Origin of the sequence: Ensifer sp. NPDC090286, assembly GCF_044769565.1 — a bacterium.
Classification (GTDB): domain Bacteria; phylum Pseudomonadota; class Alphaproteobacteria; order Rhizobiales; family Rhizobiaceae; genus Ensifer.
On the sequence record NZ_JBIVYF010000005.1, the window covers coordinates 1 to 16,892 of the forward strand.

The following is a 16,892-nucleotide window of genomic DNA, read 5'->3' on the forward strand; positions in this document are numbered from 1 at the left end:
CGCAAAAAGCCGGATGGTCAGATGAAATCTGAGGGGGGTCAAAATTGGACGCCGATTACCCCGCCAAGGGGGTCAAATTTGCACGCCGAAACACACCCCGGAACCGTCCGAGACCTCGACGCCCGGCGGCACCTGTGCTGTGGTCTTCTTCATGACCTCGTCGGTCGCCCTTTCGGCGCCAATGCCGCGCAAACTGTTCAGGCCATCGGGGCCAAGCGCCCAACCGGGCGGCTGCGCAGCAATGCGGCGGCGCGACCGCAGAGCATCACGCGCGATGGTGAGTTCATGTGTCGGTGCCCTGACATCGTGGCCGGCGTCGTGCAGCACCAGATCCTCAAGGTGGACGAGTTCGCCATCAATCCACATCGAGGCGCAGGCGTCGGCAAAGTGCATGCGCTCGATCCACCCCGCGCCGACGGCTGAGCGGGCGATGCGCTCGTCGAGACGCGCCAGCGCGATGCCGGCATCCGAAATCGGCCGCAGCAGCGTCTGGAGAGGTAAGTTTGACAAATCATAACGCATTGAAATCATGGTAAATCATTTGCTAAACGAACTCTATTGCTATCTTACGGTTCGTCACTGATTAATATCCGTGGGACGAGGCCTCACTATCGATAGGTATCAAGTATCGATAGAGGTAAGCTCGAGCTTTCAGAAGAGATGAGTTTCTAGCGGTACAGGTTTGAATCGTCCTTGGAGCGCGAGTCGTTTGCATTGCGCTGCCATGGGTCGAAATCCACCCATGGCAGCGGTCACATGTTCCCAAATCCACCCAAAATCGTACCAAACCCATGACAATTTCGTGCAACCGCCCCTTCGAACCATTGTTTATGCTAGAATCGGGCCTGCAAATGGGGGCACCCAGTATCGGCGTGGGAGGAAACCTAGCCGGCTGGACATATTTCATCCGGGAGGAAGAAGATGAAAACCCTCAACGCATTGCTCGGCGCCGTCGCCGCCCTTTCTATTTTTGCCGTTTCCGCCAACGCACAGACCTATCCCGAGCGTTCGATCACCATGGTCGTGCCCTTCTCCGCCGGTGGCCCGACGGATACGGTTGCGCGCCTGGTTGCTGAATCCATGTCGAAGGACCTCGGCCAGCAGATCATCGTCGAGAACGTCGGCGGCGCCGGCGGCACGCTTGGCGCCGGTCGCGTCGCCCAGGCAGATCCGGACGGCTACACCGTTCTGCTTCATCATATCGGCATGGCGACCAGCGCCACGCTCTATCGCAAGCTCGCCTATGACACGCTGAACGCCTTCGAATATGTCGGCCTCGTCACCGAAGTGCCGATGACCATCGTCGCGCGCAAGGACCTCGAGCCGACCGACCTCAAGGGTCTCGTCGAATATGTAAAGGCGAACAAGGACACGGTCACGGTCGCCAACGCCGGCATCGGCGCAGCCTCGCACCTTTGCGGCATGATGTTCATGAGCGCCATCGAGACGCCGCTGACCACCGTCCCCTACAAGGGCACCGGCCCGGCGATGACTGACCTTCTCGGCGGCCAGGTCGATATCATGTGCGACCAGACGACCAACACCACCAAGCAGATCCAGGGCGGTACGATCAAGGCTTACGCCGTCACCTCGCCGGAACGCCTCAAGGTCTTCCCAGACCTACCGACGACCACTGAAGGTGGTCTGCCGAACCTGCAGGTCGGCATCTGGCACGGCGTCTACGCGCCGAAGGGTACGCCGGCTGAAGTGACCGAACGCCTGTCGAAGTCGCTGCAGGTCGCGCTGAAGGATCCGAACGTGGTTGCCCGCTTCGGCGAACTCGGCACCGAGCCGTCTTCGGACGCAGACGCCACGCCGGCCGCACTGAAAACCAAGCTCGAAGGCGAGATCGCCCGCTGGAAGCCGGTCATCGAAGCCGCCGGCCAGTACGCCGACTAATCCGCCGCTCATCGCGCCGCGCTCTCGAGCCATCTCGGGGCGCGGCGGTTCTGACATGGGCATGTTCCGACGGTATCCGGACAGGCGCCGTCAACAGCGGTTGACAGCTGTCAACGCGACGTTGCCCAATGTGCGAACCCGGCGCGAGCCGGCAATGCCAATGCGGGAGGCTGTCTACGCCTCGGCCCGGCTACCCCGCGAAAACAAATGGGGACACGATGAAATCACTCTCCTTCGATAGCACCAATGCGCTCTGCGGCGGGATCCTGACCGCGGTCGGCCTGTTCTTCGCCTGGCAGGCCTTCAACCTCGAGCTCGGCACCGCCTTCCGCATGGGGCCCGGCTACTTCCCGCTCGTGCTCGCGATCATCCTGACGCTCCTCGGCATCGTGATCCTCGTACAGTCCACCCGCGTCGAGGGGGAACCGATCGGCGCGATCGCGCTGCGTGGCATGCTCTTCATCTTGCCGGCACCGGTCTTCTTCGGCCTCACGGTCCGCGGCCTCGGCTTCGTACCGTCGCTGTTCTTCACGGCACTCATCGCCTGCTTTGCCTCCGGCCGCATGACCCCGCTCATGGCATTGGCGCTCTCCGCAGTGCTCACGGCCTTCTCCGTCGCCGTGTTCAGCTATGGTCTCGGCCTGCCCTTCCAGCGCTTCGGCCCCTGGGTCCAGTACTAGGAGACGCACAATGGAACTTTTTAACAATCTCGCGCTCGGCTTTGTGACCGCCGGTTCGCCCGCCAACCTGCTCTTCTGCCTGATCGGCGTGCTTCTCGGCACCCTGATCGGCGTGCTTCCCGGCATCGGCGCCACCGCAACCATCGCCATGCTCCTGCCGATCACCTTCCAGCTCGAGCCGGTCTCCTCGCTGATCATGCTCGCCGGTATCTACTACGGCGCGCAATATGGCGGTTCGACCACGGCGATCCTGATCAACATGCCAGGCGAATCCTCGTCGGCCGTCACTGCGATCGACGGATATCAGATGGCCCGCAAGGGGCGAGCGGGCGCGGCCCTTGCGATCGCAGCCCTTGGCTCATTCTTCGCCGGCACCGTCTCCACCTTCCTCGTCGCCGTGTTTGCGCCGCCACTGACGGAAATCGCCCTGCAGTTCGGCGCCGCCGAGTACTTCTCGCTGATGATCGTCGGTCTCGTCTCGTCGATCGCGCTCGCGCACGGGTCTATCGTCAAGGCGCTGGCGATGGTCGCGCTCGGTCTGCTACTCGGACTTGTCGGCACGGATATCTACTCCGGCACGCCGCGCTTTACCCTCGGCATCCGGGAATATGCCGACGGACTGAACTTCGTGGCCCTCGCCGTCGGCGTTTTCGGCATAGCCGAGATCCTGCGCAACCTTGAAAACGAAAGCACCCGCGAGGTGCTGATGGCCAAGGTCACCGACCTGATGCCGACCAAGGACGATTTCAAGCGCATGTTCGCGCCGGTCGTGCGCGGAACCATCATCGGCTCGGCGCTCGGCATCCTGCCCGGCGGCGGCGCGATCCTCGCCGCCTTCGCGTCCTACACCGTCGAGAAACGCGTCTCGGACCATCCCGAGGAGTTCGGCCACGGCGCCATCGCCGGCGTTGCCGGTCCGGAAAGCGCCAACAATGCCGGCGCGCAGACCTCGTTCATTCCGCTCCTGACCCTCGGCATCCCTGCCAACCCTGTCATGGCGCTGATGATCGGTGCGATGATCATCCAGGGCATCGTGCCCGGACCGAACGTTGCCACCGAGCAGCCGGCCCTCTTCTGGGGCATCATCGCCTCGATGTGGATCGGCAACCTGATGCTGGTGGTTCTGAACCTGCCTTTGATCGGGCTTTGGGTGAAGCTGCTCAAGATCCCCTACTACGTGCTCTTCCCGATCATCATGGCCTTCTGCTCGATCGGGGTCTACAGCGTCAACTCCAACGTCTACGACCTCTATGCCGTCGCCTTCTTCGGCCTGGTCGGCTACCTGCTGTTGAAGCTGCGCTGCGAACCGGCGCCGCTGCTGCTCGGCTTCGTGCTCGGGCCACTGCTCGAAGAAAACCTTCGTCGGGCCATGATCCTGTCGCGCGGCGACCCGACGACCTTCGTCACCCGGCCGATCAGCGCCATCCTGCTTCTGATTGCGGCTCTGGTGCTCGTCGTCGTGTTCCTGCCCAGCGTGAAGGCCAAGCGCCAGGAGGTCTTTGTCGAGGAGGATTGATCCTGCCGCCAATTTTGCAGCAATAGATATATAATTCAATAACTTAACCGCCGCGCCTCCAATTGGACGCGCGGCGTTTTGCTGCCTGCGGCATTCTGCCCCTGCGCGGTTTGCCACATTGAGCTTTATCAAGCCGGTCGCCTATCTCTGCCCCATCGAAACAGGAACGAGCCGGGGCGATGACACGTCGCGAGAAAGCCAGATGGAACAATGCCGTACGCATGCTTTGCGCCGCGGCTCTGTTCCTGCTTGGTTTTGCCCATCTCGGCCCTGCGCTCGCCGCGCGCCTGCCGGCGGCGGAACTGGCGCTTTATGCCCTGCCCGACGGGTCCTTCCCCGACTTTTGCCAGACCGGTTTGGGTGAAGACGGCAAGGAGCAGCCCGGTCATAAACATGTTTGCAGCGCCTGTCGGTTCTTCTGGGCGCTGCTGGCGCCGCCGGACGGTTCTCTCAGCGAACGTCTGGAGGGAAGCCGCGAGCCTGCAATCCGGGTGTCGGCAGTTCAACCGACACCGCAAGTTCACGCTCCCAATGCCCGTCCACGAGGCCCACCGCAGGTCGTCATCCGGCTTTGACCTCCGTTGACAGCTGTCAACATCCTCCTTCGACGCCGGTCGGCATCGGGGCGTCATGCCCTCTTGCCTCGGTCATGCGGACGTTTTTCATGCCAGAAACCCTGATCACCACTGCCGCGCCAGCGGCTCCCCCTCGCGCGTCCTCGATTAGGCCGCCTCGCCCTGCATCGCGCAGCCGTGTCGTCGGCGAAAACCTGACCCTGCTCTATGAGGGCGGACGCAACCGCGCGCTCTACCGTGTCGTTGACGGCTGCGTCGTGCTTTCGCAGCTTCTCGACGACGGTCGCCGGCAGATCACCGACGTGCTCGGACCGGGCCGGCTCTTCGGGTTCACCATCGACGGCCGCAATATCGCCACCGCCGAAACGCTGAGCATCGCCCGCATCGAACCCTTGGGTGATGCGGATCTCAACGCAACCAATCCGGCCGTAGCGAGCGAGCTGAAGACGACGCTTCATCGGATGCAGATTCATGCCACGCTGCTTGGCCGCAAGACCGCGAGCGAGAAAGTCGCCAGTGCACTGGTGGAACTGTCGCGCCTGTTCAACCGGACCGGCCGCAACGGCGCCCCTGCCCGGTTGAGCTTCCACCTGCACCTGACCCGCGCCGACCTTGCGGACTGGCTCGGTCTTACCGTCGAAACGGTGAGTCGTTGTCTCAACCGCTTCAAGCGCGAGGGCCTGATCGACTTCACCCACCCGAAGACAATGCGTGTCCTTGATCCCGAACGCCTCGAAGCGACCGCTGGCTTCACCCGCCAACGGACCGGCGACACGACACGCCCCTGAATAAAACCCGCGCCGCCTGTCCCCCCGATGCGGCCACCTACGCAAAGGAAAAACCATGATTGCGAGACTTGTCTACCACGTGCCGGTGTTCGGCTGGATGCTGAAGGAAGCCGTGCAAGGTTCACAGACAGCCAAGGTGCTGTTTCTCGTCAACTGTGCGCTGCTCTGGCTGCTCGCCATCCTCACCTTCGGATACCCGGCAATCATCATTCCGGCCCTGACACTGGTGCCGGTAATCTTCGTTCTGCTGATCCTGATCACGATGGGCTGACGCCACCCATCCCGGCATCAAGCCTTCAGGCCTGACGCCGGCTCAAAGCACGCCCCAGCCGCGGTAGCGCCCGCGGCCGGTCATCTCGCGGATGCCAAGCTCGCGAACAAGGTTCAGCGCGCCACGCGGTGTTACGCCGACATGCTTCGCGACCAGAGCCGCGGAAACGATCGGCCGCGACAGAACCAGGTCGATCAAGGCGGGCAGGCTGCTGTTGGAACGACGATCGCGGATGCGCATGTCCATCTGGGTCTTCGCAAGCGACAGCCGGTCGAGTTCCTTGAGACCGAGATCCGCCGTCACCGTCATCGCCTCCAGGAACGCGCTCCAGCGGGTCAGGGCATCCTGGGACCTCCGTCGCTCATAGCGGATGGTCTTCAGACCTGTGTTGAACGACAGCAGGTGGGAGGTAACCTTGCCTCTGGAACGCAGGTAAGCGCCCACCAACAGTGCCCCCAGCCAATGCTGACGGCGCAGAGGTTCCTTCCGGTCCCAGGCATCGAAAAGCAAGGCGGCGCCAAGGCACGGTGGCAACTGATCAGCCGCAGCTATCATCTGGCGCCATTCGTCGAGACGTGCATCCTCGTCCCAATCCTCGTCGAAGAGCAGGCCAAGCTGTCCCACCGGCTCGCGCGCTGTGGCAAGCGTCGTCCGTTCGGCGACGTCCAAAGTATCCTGGTCATGGGCGTCGAGCAGGCGTTGCGAGCGAGCGATAGCTGCATCGATCGCTGCGAACTCGGCTGCCATCGGATTGCTGTCGCCTTCGTCCTCCACCTCGCGAGCCGGTTCACGGTCGACACCTGCTACCTGACGCGTTTCGCCGCGGCCAAGCGCGGGGAGATCAAGCTCCGATGACGCGCTCTGTTCGCCCCTGAGCGTTGCAAGCCCCTGGGCGGAAAGGGCCCAACCAGGCTCGCCGAGCCAAATGCGGCGGCGGGTTCTCAGGACCGAGTGGGCGATGGTCAATTCGTGGGTCGGCGTACGGACGTCCATGTGCGCATCGTGCAGCACGAGATCCTCGACGTGAACGAGTTCGCCCGCCACCCACAGCGCTGCCGTCGCATCGAAGAAATGGCCGCGTTCGCGGTATCCGTCCTCGACGACATGACGGTTCGTGCGCTCATCCAGGCGCGCCAGGGCGTCTTCGGCCGAAATCATCAGCGGGATGAGGGTTGGATGGTAGGGATCGGGAGACTGGTATCGCATTTTGAATGTGAACGGTTGCTGCGGATGTGGACCGTAACACGAGAATCATTTTCCCCAACAGGCAGGAGACGCTTTCTCCACCGCTTGAAGACGGCAAGCTGCGCCGACTGATTACGGTAGAACGACGGCGCGAGCATTGCTATTCAGGTGGGAATTGCCTCGTCACAGTGCATTGCGTTGACAGCTGTCAACCGTGTTGGTCTCCTCGTTCTTCGCGTACCATACTTGCTGTCTCCTCCGGTCATGCTCGTGTTTCGCAATCACGCGGCAACGGGATCCGCCGGCCTGATGCTTGTCGCCGTATGCTTCCTTTTCGCCTCGCAGCGTTTTGAGGGGAGGGGGCACAGCTCCAAACCGTCAACCAGTTGACAGCTGGCAACAGCCCGCGCATTCGCCACCTAAACAGCGTGGATTCCGCCGCTGGATAGAGCTCTAATAAGGGTCACCGAAGAGGCCAATCATCTCGCCTCGAGAACACGAACTTCGAAGCATTGGACGCCATATCCGCGCAACGGAACAGAACACCCTCTTACTTTCCAAAAGAAAGAGAAACAGCAATGTTTTCCGAGGAATGGCAAGAGGCTGAAAACAATCTCAGAGGTAAGAATAACCGAGAGATTTCAACGAATCCCTGCACCTCCAGTGTCCCGCATTTCAACGTCACAGACAAGCCGTACCGTTGCTGGACGGGCCATGCCGTTGCGCTGTTTATCCGCTCATGGCAACCACTCCAGCCTGGGCTCGCAAGCGGGCCGATAGCATCGCCGAGACGGTGAATGTCTGGCTTCTCGCGCGACGCGTCAGGTCACGGAGGTAGCCTCCGGCCGAATGAATGTGCTCGGATCGTTCGAGAAGGCAGGCGAGTACCGTTGCCGTCGTTTCGGGACCAAGCACCGTGCATGCCTCATCGTAGGCCTCCGGGCTGACGCCGAGCATCGTCCTGACGACGGTTGCCGCTACGAACATGTCCCGCCAGCTGCCAATTTGCCCCGTCGGGCCATAGTCGCGGATCTGTGGGCATGCCTTCAGCACCACCGGCAGCGTGCCGACGTGATCGTAAAGGCGGGAAGGGGCGGACGACCTTGTACGGCCTGCAACAATGTCAGCATCGGGCGTGCATGACGTCTTGGTGTCAGCCAGATCCGAAAATGCCGCTTCAGCCCTTTCACAAGCGAGTTCAGATTCAGATTGATAATCGGATTCTGAATTCTGTATGTGCCGCTCATCCTGGCGTTCATTGGCAGCCGTATTCTGCGTTTTCAGCAGGTTTTCCAGATAATTAGTGAGATTGTCGCGGAGTGCCGACAAAACGGCAAGCGCGCGCTCCACTTCGGTGATGAGCGGCTTTCGCGACAGTGCCGTGTAGATGGCCTGGCACCGGGTTTCGGCTTCTTCCGCTTGGGGAACATCGGACTGGCGCAGGAGCTCGACGAGCTTGACGACGTCGCGCCGGCAAAGGCTGAGACGTTCGCGCATTACCTGCAGGTATCGACGGTCCGCTTCCAGCCGGGCGGCCTCTGCCGCGAACTCAGACGCGCGTGCGAGCATCGGTGCGAGATCGAAGCCAAAGGCCTGGCCGATCGCGCCCTTGCGGTCACGGCGTGCATAACGCTTGCCGTTTGGGCTGTCGCGCCTGAGGATAAGGCCAGCCTCGACAAGAGCCGTCAGATGCCGCCTCAGCGTCGTCTCGGCCATGCCGTGCGTGCGGAGCGAAAGCTGCGCATTCGACGGAAACACGACGAGGCCGGCAGCCGGGTCGAGTTCGTTCTTCGGATAAAACGACAGCAGTGCATTCAGCACCGCAAGCGAACGGTCGGAAACCCCAAGGCTTGTCTTGGCGGCGCATACCGTTCGAAACAATTTCCACTTGTCGACGCTCCCGTCGTCGACGGCCGAGGCGCTGGAAAGTTGGTATGCCAACATCCCAAGCGTCATCGACCGCCGCCCGAAGGGCGTCGTGACAATCCCACGATCCATTTTCTTCACCTTTTCCAAGGCAAAAGAAATCCGTTCGCCGAAACGACGTTGAAAACTCTTGACACCGATTCGCGGAAATGGGATTCTCTAGTTGCTACACGAGAGAAGGGTTTCCGCAGCGCTAGTCGTTCGGGAGCCTTTTTCTTTTGCTCAGTTAGTCTCCTGTTTCCTCTTGATATTCGAGGTACAGAGATTTGAGCCTCTGCCTCACGAAATCTGCAAAGCCCGGTGCCGTCTTGCTGTTGAAGGCAAGCGTGGTCTCGCTGTCCGTTTCACGGATCCGCACCGGGGTTGTGTTATCTGGCGCCAGCCATGGGATCGGCCGGGCACGCGCCCTGGAGGCGCTTAAGAACGTACACAAGGCGTCGAAGCGCTGATCGCTGCCGGCCTTCTGGAATTCTCTGCCTTGCATGAAGGCGTCTGCAGCCTCCGGCTTGCCGTCTTGTGCAAGAAGCTCAGCGAGTTCGAACCAGCGGCGCCGTCCAATCGATGGCGCGGGCCCGATGGCCTCGATCAGCGCAATTGGTAGCCGGCGAACAACCGAAATCATCTTCGACAGGGCGGCTTTGTCGACACCCAGCGCGGACATGATGATCTCGCGCGAAAACCCACGATCTTCAAGGCGACTACCAAAGAGCGACCGCTCGATGAAGGAGAGGTCGGAACGGGTGTTGTTTTCCTGTCCCTGGGAGACGACCAATTGCTCGTCATTGAGATTGCGAACGACCGCACGAACACTGCTGCCGATGTCGCGGGCAGCGGCCAGACGGCGATGGCCATAGGCGACCTGGTAGCGCCCCTCGGCGGTCGGGTGCGGCCGAACCAGGATAGGCACCTGTTGTCCGTGCTCCCGCATCTGTTCCGCGAGGCTCAATTGGGCTTCGGCGGCAATCCCGAGGCGATCGACGATGAAGGATGCATCGATGAGCGACGGATCGAGTTCGACGACCGCTTGCCCTTCGGCGAGCTGCCGTTCGAGCTCCTGGGCACGCTCGACCTTCTGCGTGATGTTCGACAGGGACCGGGTGATGCCTCCGACCGCGGTCGGGGGGCGGGCACCGGCCATCAGCCCGGCGATCGGTCGGTCATTGCCCGGTGCGCCGTTGGCATCGTCGATGCGCTCGTCCGATATTCCGATCAGGTTCTTGCGGGCCATGGATTACTTCCTCCCCCAGACCTTGCGGACCAGGTCCTCGATCTCGCCATTGACGAGATTGAGAGAGTCCATGGCGCGGTCGTAGGTGCCGCGGACAAACTGCGCGCGCTCGACTTCGTAGAGCGTTTGCTTCGTCACGCCGGCGTCGGAGATGGCTGTCGACTTCACCATGGCGTTCTGCAGCATGCGATTGCCGAAAATGGCGCGCATGAAGCCGGTCATCTGGCTTTGCGGGCCGTCGTTCGGCTCGAACCGTGTTCCGAGATAGCGCATCCAGTCATAGCTGGTGCGGCCACCGGCCTTTTCGACGACGCTCATCAACTCGCTTGTCATCGACAGGAACTGGGACATCGACATGACGTCGAGCATCTGCGGATGCACGGTGATCAGCACGGAGGTCGCAGCACAGAGCGCGGACATGGTGAGGAAGCCGAGCTGCGGCGGGCAGTCGATGACGACGATGTCGTAGAAGCTCTCGATATCGGCGAGCACGTCGCCGATGCGGGCAAAGAAAAGGGTTTCGGCAGCCCCGCCCGTCATCATCGCCTTCGGCGTTTCGTGCTCGAACTCCATCAGCTCGAGGTTGCCGGGGATAAGATGCAGATTGGCCGTGTAGGTCGACCGCACGATATCGGCGATCGGCCGCGGGGCGTCATAACGGATTGCGCCATAGAGCGTCTCGCCTTCGCCGACATCCAGCTCCGGCTGGTGGCCGAAGAGGGCCGATAACGAGGCCTGCGGATCGAGGTCGATCGCAAGCGTTCTATAGCCGCGAAGCGCCAGATATTGGGCGAGGTGGGCGGAGGTCGTCGTCTTTGCCGACCCGCCCTTGAAATTCATCACAGACAGGACCTGCAGCTTTTCATCGCCGCGCCGGTGCGGGACATATTTGCCCGATTTGCCGCCGTCGTCGAGAACGCGGCGAATGCGTTCGATGTCGGAAACGGCATACATGCGCCGACCGTTTGACAAGGGCGCTGGGCCGTGGCCCTCTGAGGCCACCTGCCGCAGATAGCCTTCGCCGATTCCGATGAAGGCTGCCGCTTCGGCAGGGCTGAAGAGACGCATCTGCTTTTGCGCCTGCGGGGGGAAGATTTTCTTTTGGTGCTGCTGCAGCTGATGGGCAAGCTCCAAAGCATCGGCAGCCAGAAGCGTCGGCAGATGCTCCTGTGCGTCCTGGCTTTGAATTTTTTGCTGCAACATTGATATCCCCGAAAACTGCGCAAAAATCGTCATATCCGGACAATATGCGCAGATGCACTATGCTCCGATTCGGCGCGGTTTTACAAATGCATAGCGTTTTGGTGGATGTCCGGCGCTGGTGGCGGGAAGGGGCCTGTGGCGCCGTCCGGTTGTCCGCGGACAACTCCCGTTCGGGGATGCTGGCACATCTTCAATTAGAGCATAGATTTAATAGATTATTGACAGTCGATCTGATTGTGTCAGGATTGTGTTCAGTTGGCGATTGGATGCACGGAGCTTCCTGATGTTCTATCTCGGCGGAATGACCCTTGGCTATCTCGAGCCGCCCCCGCCTTTGCCGAAGGCGATGAAGGCAAAGCGACAGCCGGAAGTGGATGTCGCTTCGACGAAACTCGACACGGCGGCCTGCGAAGAGTCCGATCGTAATCAGGAATGGGCGCGTGCTTTCTTGACGCCCTGGCACCTCCTTTACTGAGGAGCGTCGGCGTGGCGCCAGGCTGCGCCAGCCAAGCGTTGACAGCTGTCAACGAGCAAGCCGATTTCCGAGGTCGTGGAAAAGCGCAAATCGGCGAGAGAAGGGCTGTTTCGCGGCTGCGAATTGATTAAGTTCGCTGTCATGGACAGCAAGCAAGATCGATCCGTTTCAAGTGCTCCGCCTGGCGATGCGGCTGACAATCAGGGGCAGGTACTGTCGCTGCATCAGCGCATACTCGGTGACGTCGAAGGGCGCATTCTTTCCGGGGAGTGGCCGCCCGGACACCGTATCCCGTTCGAGCACGAACTGACCGAGCAATACGACTGCTCGCGCATGACGGTGAACAAGGCCCTGACCGAACTGGTCAAGCGCGGGCTGATCGAGCGGCGGCGCAAGTCGGGAAGCTACGTTACATTCCCGCAGGTCCAGTCCGCCATCATGGAGATCCACGACGTCAAACTAGAAGTCCAGTCACTGGGGCTCGATTACAGCTTCCGCGTCGATGAGCGAAAAGTGCGCAAGGTCGAGGGCCGGGATCGGGAACGCCTGGATCTCCCGAGTTCAGGCAAGCTGCTGGACGTAACGTGCCGGCATTTTGCCGGCTCACGTCCCTTTTGCTTCGAGGAGCGGTTGATCAGCCTTTCCGCGGTTCCGGAGGCCGAGGAAGAAACGTTCGAGACCGCGGCGCCCGGTTCGTGGCTGCTTGGTAAGGTGCCATGGAGCACGGCCGAACACCGCATTCGCGCCGTGGCGGCGAGCAAATCGGCGGCACAGGCGCTCGACATCGCCACCGGCACCGCCTGCCTCGTCATCGAGCGGCGCACCTGGAGCGGACGGGCGCCGGTCACGCATGTACGGCTCACCTATCCCGGCGACCGCCACGAGCTCGTCGCCCAATTCGCGCCAAGCCCGATCGGCTAACCGGTCCCACCGGTTGTCCGCGGACAACTCGTGAGGCCGGGATGCCAATCGCTGCGCTATAACGCCCACTATCCCGCGGCGACGCGCAGCCTCGGCGATGGTTCGTTGCCGGAAAAAGCAAAGACCTCAATCGGTTCGCCGATCCCCCGGACCGGGTAGGCGCCGAGATGCTCCATGCTGGAGGCGCAACCGGCGAGCTCGACGAAGGCGCGCGACAGCAGCACCGGACGCTTGGTTTCCTTGGTCAGGCTCTCGAGCCTCGAGGCGATGTTGACGGCGGGGCCGATGACGGTGAAGTCGAGCCGGCGGCGCGAGCCGATGTTGCCGTACATCACATCGCCGACATGCACGCCGATCCCGTACCCGAACGGCTCGCGACCCTTCGCTAGATTGTCCTGGTTGAGGACGACAATGGCTGCTTCCGCCTCCCGGATCGCCTGGAGCAGGTTCTCGGCGGCGTCAGGGTTGCTTAACGGAAAGATTGCCAGCAGCCCGTCACCCATGAATTTGAGGATCTCGCCGCCATGGCGCTCGATCGGTTCCGACATGGCGTCGAAATAGGCGTTGAGCAGTTCGATCACGTCGTCGCGCGGCCAGAGATCGGAAAGCTTGGTGAAATTGCGCAGGTCGCAGATGAGGATGGCGGCACCGACGGTGACGCCGCTACCCCGTGTGGTGGCCCCGGCGAGGATCTGTTCGCTCGCGTGCGGGCCAACATAGGTTTCGAGCAGCGTTCGGACGAAGCGGTTCTTCAGCCGGATTTCACTGACCAGCGCCAGCGCCGGCACCATTTTCGCGAGGAAGGCCAGATGCTCGTCTTCGAAGCCGCCCTTCCGGTCGGTGGCAAAGGTGACGATGTGGCGTTTGCCGAGCGTGTGCTCGAGTGGCCAGGCGATGTATTCGGTCAGGCCTTCGGCTCTGAGGTCCACATAAAGCGAGCTCTGCTCCTGCTCTTCCGTCAGGTCCTCAAGGTTGGTCCGAACCTCGGTGCCCCCGTTGTTGATCACGTAGAGCGGGCTGTTGAGGTAGAGAGCGGTGTTCTGGGTGCCATAGTCGTAGAGATCGATTTCGCCCTCGGCCAGTCCCTTGCGCCAGAGAATGCGGGCGCCCAGCCATTGCGGATGGTTGATGCGGAAGTGCAAGGTGGCGCGCGCGACGGGAACACCGGCTGCCTGCAGCCGTTCGCCCAACTCGACGAGGATGTTGTCGATAAAGCGCTCGTTGCGCGTTTCGATGATCAGCCAGTCGAGCACGCTTTGGCGTCGAGCCGGCCAGCTGCCATCCTCGGGTGAAGGCGAGGGGGCTTCTGATGGGGTCTGCATTGCTGTTCTCCATGACGCTCAAACGGGTGACGCCGCGTAAGCCGAACGATGTATCGCAGCAAATGTGGAGCATCGGCACCGCCTTGATAAGGGGCAACCGGAAAAGCTTTTGAGAAATCTGGGGCGGCATGCCGCCCGCTTCCGTCAGGCGATTGGGCGTGCCGGCGCGACCGCAGGTCGGTTTCCGTCGATCAGCGGCAATTGCAGGCGCACCCGCGTTCCGCGCCATGGACCGGCGAGAATGTCGATACGGCCGCCGTGGAGCCGGGCGATCTCCCGCGCGAGATTGAGCCCGAGGCCGGCGCCGGTGGAGCGCGGGCGCAAGCGATAGAAAGGCTCGAAGACGCGATCGCGCTCCTCCATGGGAATGCCGGGGCCTTCGTCGTGGATTTCGAGCCCCCCTGCGGCATCGACCAGCACGGTGATCGTGCCGGCACCGCCGCCATGTTCGATGGCGTTGCGCAGGAGATTGGCCACGGCCTGCTCGATCTGCCGCGGGCGGGCGCGGACCAGGGCGGCCGGCGCTTCGCCTTCGAATGCCAGCTCGTAGCCGGCTTCGAACGCAAGCGGCGCGAAGTCGGCAGCCATGACCCTCCCGAGAGCGACGAGGTCGACCACCTCGAGCGGGCCGCCGGCATGTTCGAGCACCTGCCGATCGAGAAGTTGCTGGGCGAGATGCGACAGGCGTTCGATGTCGCGCCTCAGGCGGGTGGTTTCGGGGTCTTCCTGCAGAAGCTCGGCGCGGGTCCGCAGGATCGCGATCGGGGTGCGCAACTCGTGGGCCGCGTCGGTCAGGAAACGGTTGCGCTGGTCGTATCCTTCTCCAAGCCGCGCCAGGGCCCGGTTGAAAGCCCGCACCAGAGGGGCGATTTCGGTCGGCACTTCCTCGGTTTCGAGCTGCACAGCGCGGTTGTCGATGTCGATGCGCCCCGCCTGGTCGGCGGTCGAAACGAGGCTTGCGAGCGAGCGGCGCACGACAGCCGGTGTCGTCAGCAGGGTGGAGACACCCATGACGAGGATGATCGGCAAAAGGAAGCAAAGCACGACGAGGACAAGTGTCGGCATGACCGCCATCCAGGCCGTCTTGCCGTCGAGGTCGCGCGCCATGTCGACATTGATGCTGATCTGCACGTCCAACGGTTCGTTGTCGCGGCGGGAAGAAACGGTCGCGGTGAGGATCTGGACCCGGCCGGCCTCGGTCTCCACATTGTGGAGGACCGCGTCCGGCAGCGTGCCGCCCTCTTCGAAAAGCAGTTTCGCTCCCTCCACCCGTTGCAGCAGGTCGTCACCGGCTCCTTCATAAGGGGCAGGGACGTTTCCGTAGCGCACGACCTGGCCGGCGGCGTCGCGGACGATGTACCAGAGATTGGGATAGGACTGGCGAAGCTCCCGCAGGTCCTCCGTCTCGTGCACGGTCAGCAGGCCGTTCGCGTCGCGCCCGACAGCGCGGTCGAGCACATCCACAGCGGCTTCGTTGTCGACGAGGAGGCGTGGCTGGGCGATGAACACGCCCAGGAAGAGGAGCCCGATGAAGACCACCAACGTGGCTGCCTGGAGGAGGATAAGCCGACGGACGAGGACCCATTGCAGCGAGCGCGGACGAACCTTGATCATGTCGTCGCGCGCAGGAGATAGCCGAGGTTGCGGATCGCCCGGATTTCGACGCCGGCGCCGACATCGTCGAGCTTGCGGCGCAGGCGCGAAAGATGGGAGTCGAGCGCGTTGGATTCGATCTCGTCTTCCATGGCGTAGACCGATTCCTCAAGCGTCGCCCTGAGCACGGTTCGGCCGGGCCGCCGCATCAGCGCTTCGAGCGCAAGCCGTTCCCGGCGCAGGAGGTCGAGCGGCTTGTCGTCCACGGCAGCCTCCCGGTGGCGGAAGTCGTAGATGAGCCGCCCGACTTTCGTTTGCTCCGATTTGAGCGTGACCGGCCGGCGGGCAAGCGCGCGCAGCCGCGCCATCAGTTCCTCGACGGCAAAGGGCTTGGAAAGGTAATCGTCGGCACCGGCATCGAGACCGCTGACCCGGTCGTTGATCGATCCAAGCGCGGTCAGCATCAGGATCGGCGCCTCGACGCCGAGGCTTCTGAGCTTCGGGATGAGATCCAGCCCCTCGCCATCGGGCACCCGGCGGTCAAGCACGACCACGTCATAGGGCCAGAGCTCGGCAACGGCCTCGGCGTCGGCGAGTGTCGAGACATGATCGACGATCACCTGGCGTCGCGCGAGCGCCGCCTTGAGGGCCGAGGCCATCTCCGGCTCGTCTTCCAGCAGCAAGATGCGCATGCGAGTTTCCCCCCTGTGCCCGCACCTATGCGGGTCGCCGATCCGTCACGTCGCCTGCCTGAGGCGTCATTCGCATTCCAGCTTCGGCTGGCGGAAGTTGGTGATGTACCAGCGGCCCTGCTGCATCCGGGCGTAGAAGCTATAGAAGCACTCCTGCTCCTCGACATAACCCGGTGTCGAATACTCCTCGTAGCGCATTCCGCGCCGGGTGTCCCTGATTTCGCCGCTCGACGAGCCGGAGACGACATTTGTCGAGATCTTGCGCCATTGATAGGCGCGCTCGTTCCAGCCAAGTTCGAGAATGTTGGTGGGTGGGCCATAGTCGATGATGACGGATTCGACCGGTTGGCCGATATAGGTTTTCATCGTATCGGATGCGCAGCCGGCCAACAGAACGGTGGCGGCGGCGAAACAGGCGAGGGTGCGAAACCCCTTTGTGGAGAGCATGGCGGATCCCGGTTTTCCTGCAGCGCCAGTCGTCCACGGGACGCGCGAAGCCAGCAGTTGTCGTTGACGTGCCGCCTGTCCGGACCGGCTGCGGTCCGGATCGATGCGACGACTGACCGGGAGCTAAAGCGCCAAGATTACAGGGGCATTGCAGGGCCGCGGCGAAGCTCG

General features: G+C 62.4%; 16 protein-coding genes and 1 pseudogene. 8 read left to right on the top strand and 9 right to left on the bottom strand.

Going from position 1 to position 16,892, the window contains the following annotated elements; all coding sequences use genetic code 11:
• Positions 1-177: 177 nt before the first annotated feature.
• Positions 178-531, bottom strand: a pseudogene (locus ACIQUG_RS24230) (hypothetical protein); the annotation flags it as partial.
• Between the two features lie 390 nt (positions 532-921).
• Here ACIQUG_RS24230 and ACIQUG_RS24235 point away from each other — a divergent pair.
• The 6 genes from ACIQUG_RS24235 (at position 922) to ACIQUG_RS24260 (ending at position 5,729) form a co-directional block, all read left to right on the top strand.
• On the top strand, positions 922-1,899 hold the full coding sequence (locus tag ACIQUG_RS24235; protein ID WP_034787709.1) for a tripartite tricarboxylate transporter substrate-binding protein: 978 nt from the start codon (positions 922-924) through the stop codon (positions 1,897-1,899).
• Positions 1,900-2,117: 218 nt separating this feature from the next.
• Entirely contained in the window at positions 2,118-2,579 is a 462-nt protein-coding gene (locus ACIQUG_RS24240) for a tripartite tricarboxylate transporter TctB family protein (RefSeq protein ID WP_402324652.1), read from the top strand.
• A gap of 10 nt (positions 2,580-2,589) precedes the next feature.
• Positions 2,590-4,095, top strand: coding sequence for a tripartite tricarboxylate transporter permease (locus tag ACIQUG_RS24245; RefSeq protein WP_402324654.1), 1,506 nt, complete (start codon positions 2,590-2,592; stop codon positions 4,093-4,095).
• Positions 4,096-4,274: 179 nt separating this feature from the next.
• Positions 4,275-4,670: a hypothetical protein gene (locus tag ACIQUG_RS24250; RefSeq protein WP_402324655.1), complete on the top strand. Its 396-nt coding sequence runs from the start codon at positions 4,275-4,277 to the stop codon at positions 4,668-4,670.
• A gap of 89 nt (positions 4,671-4,759) precedes the next feature.
• Positions 4,760-5,458, top strand: coding sequence for a helix-turn-helix domain-containing protein (locus ACIQUG_RS24255; RefSeq protein WP_402324656.1), 699 nt, complete (start codon positions 4,760-4,762; stop codon positions 5,456-5,458).
• A gap of 55 nt (positions 5,459-5,513) precedes the next feature.
• Positions 5,514-5,729, top strand: coding sequence for a hypothetical protein (locus ACIQUG_RS24260; protein ID WP_043615210.1), 216 nt, complete (start codon positions 5,514-5,516; stop codon positions 5,727-5,729).
• A gap of 42 nt (positions 5,730-5,771) precedes the next feature.
• On the opposite strand, the gene ACIQUG_RS24265 is transcribed toward ACIQUG_RS24260, so the two are convergent.
• The 4 genes from ACIQUG_RS24265 to repA all read right to left on the bottom strand — a co-directional run bounded on the left by ACIQUG_RS24265 (position 5,772) and on the right by repA (position 11,268).
• On the bottom strand, positions 5,772-6,935 hold the full coding sequence (locus tag ACIQUG_RS24265; RefSeq protein WP_402324657.1) for an RHE_PE00001 family protein: 1,164 nt from the start codon (positions 6,933-6,935) through the stop codon (positions 5,772-5,774).
• A gap of 708 nt (positions 6,936-7,643) precedes the next feature.
• Positions 7,644-8,912 (bottom strand): plasmid replication protein RepC, encoded by a 1,269-nt coding sequence (gene repC / locus ACIQUG_RS24270; protein WP_402324659.1) that lies wholly within the window; start codon positions 8,910-8,912, stop codon positions 7,644-7,646.
• A 154-nt stretch (positions 8,913-9,066) separates the two neighbouring features.
• Positions 9,067-10,068 carry a plasmid partitioning protein RepB gene (gene repB / locus ACIQUG_RS24275; RefSeq protein ID WP_402324660.1) on the bottom strand — a complete coding sequence of 334 codons (1,002 nt, stop codon included), beginning with the start codon at positions 10,066-10,068 and terminating at the stop codon, positions 9,067-9,069.
• A 3-nt stretch (positions 10,069-10,071) separates the two neighbouring features.
• On the bottom strand, positions 10,072-11,268 hold the full coding sequence (gene repA, locus ACIQUG_RS24280; RefSeq protein WP_043615379.1) for a plasmid partitioning protein RepA: 1,197 nt from the start codon (positions 11,266-11,268) through the stop codon (positions 10,072-10,074).
• A gap of 286 nt (positions 11,269-11,554) precedes the next feature.
• On the opposite strand from repA, the gene ACIQUG_RS24285 reads away from it, so the two are divergent.
• On the top strand, positions 11,555-11,746 hold the full coding sequence (locus tag ACIQUG_RS24285) for a hypothetical protein (protein ID WP_402324661.1): 192 nt from the start codon (positions 11,555-11,557) through the stop codon (positions 11,744-11,746).
• A gap of 141 nt (positions 11,747-11,887) precedes the next feature.
• Positions 11,888-12,667, top strand: coding sequence for a histidine utilization repressor (gene hutC, locus ACIQUG_RS24290; RefSeq protein ID WP_402325183.1), 780 nt, complete (start codon positions 11,888-11,890; stop codon positions 12,665-12,667).
• A 68-nt stretch (positions 12,668-12,735) separates the two neighbouring features.
• Here hutC and ACIQUG_RS24295 read toward each other — a convergent pair whose 3' ends face one another.
• The 4 genes from ACIQUG_RS24295 to ACIQUG_RS24310 form a co-directional block, all read right to left on the bottom strand.
• Positions 12,736-13,989, bottom strand: coding sequence for an adenylate/guanylate cyclase domain-containing protein (locus ACIQUG_RS24295; RefSeq protein WP_043615200.1), 1,254 nt, complete (start codon positions 13,987-13,989; stop codon positions 12,736-12,738).
• 144 nt (positions 13,990-14,133) lie between these two features.
• The gene (locus tag ACIQUG_RS24300) at positions 14,134-15,603 is read right to left on the bottom strand and encodes a sensor histidine kinase (RefSeq protein WP_402324663.1); all 1,470 of its coding nucleotides are present in this window, start codon (positions 15,601-15,603) and stop codon (positions 14,134-14,136) included.
• Positions 15,600-16,274 carry a response regulator transcription factor gene (locus ACIQUG_RS24305; RefSeq protein WP_034787757.1) on the bottom strand — a complete coding sequence of 225 codons (675 nt, stop codon included), beginning with the start codon at positions 16,272-16,274 and terminating at the stop codon, positions 15,600-15,602. The genes ACIQUG_RS24300 and ACIQUG_RS24305 overlap by 4 nt, the downstream gene beginning before the upstream one ends.
• 66 nt (positions 16,275-16,340) lie before the next feature.
• Positions 16,341-16,721 (bottom strand): hypothetical protein, encoded by a 381-nt coding sequence (locus ACIQUG_RS24310; RefSeq protein ID WP_402324665.1) that lies wholly within the window; start codon positions 16,719-16,721, stop codon positions 16,341-16,343.
• Positions 16,722-16,892: the final 171 nt, after the last annotated feature.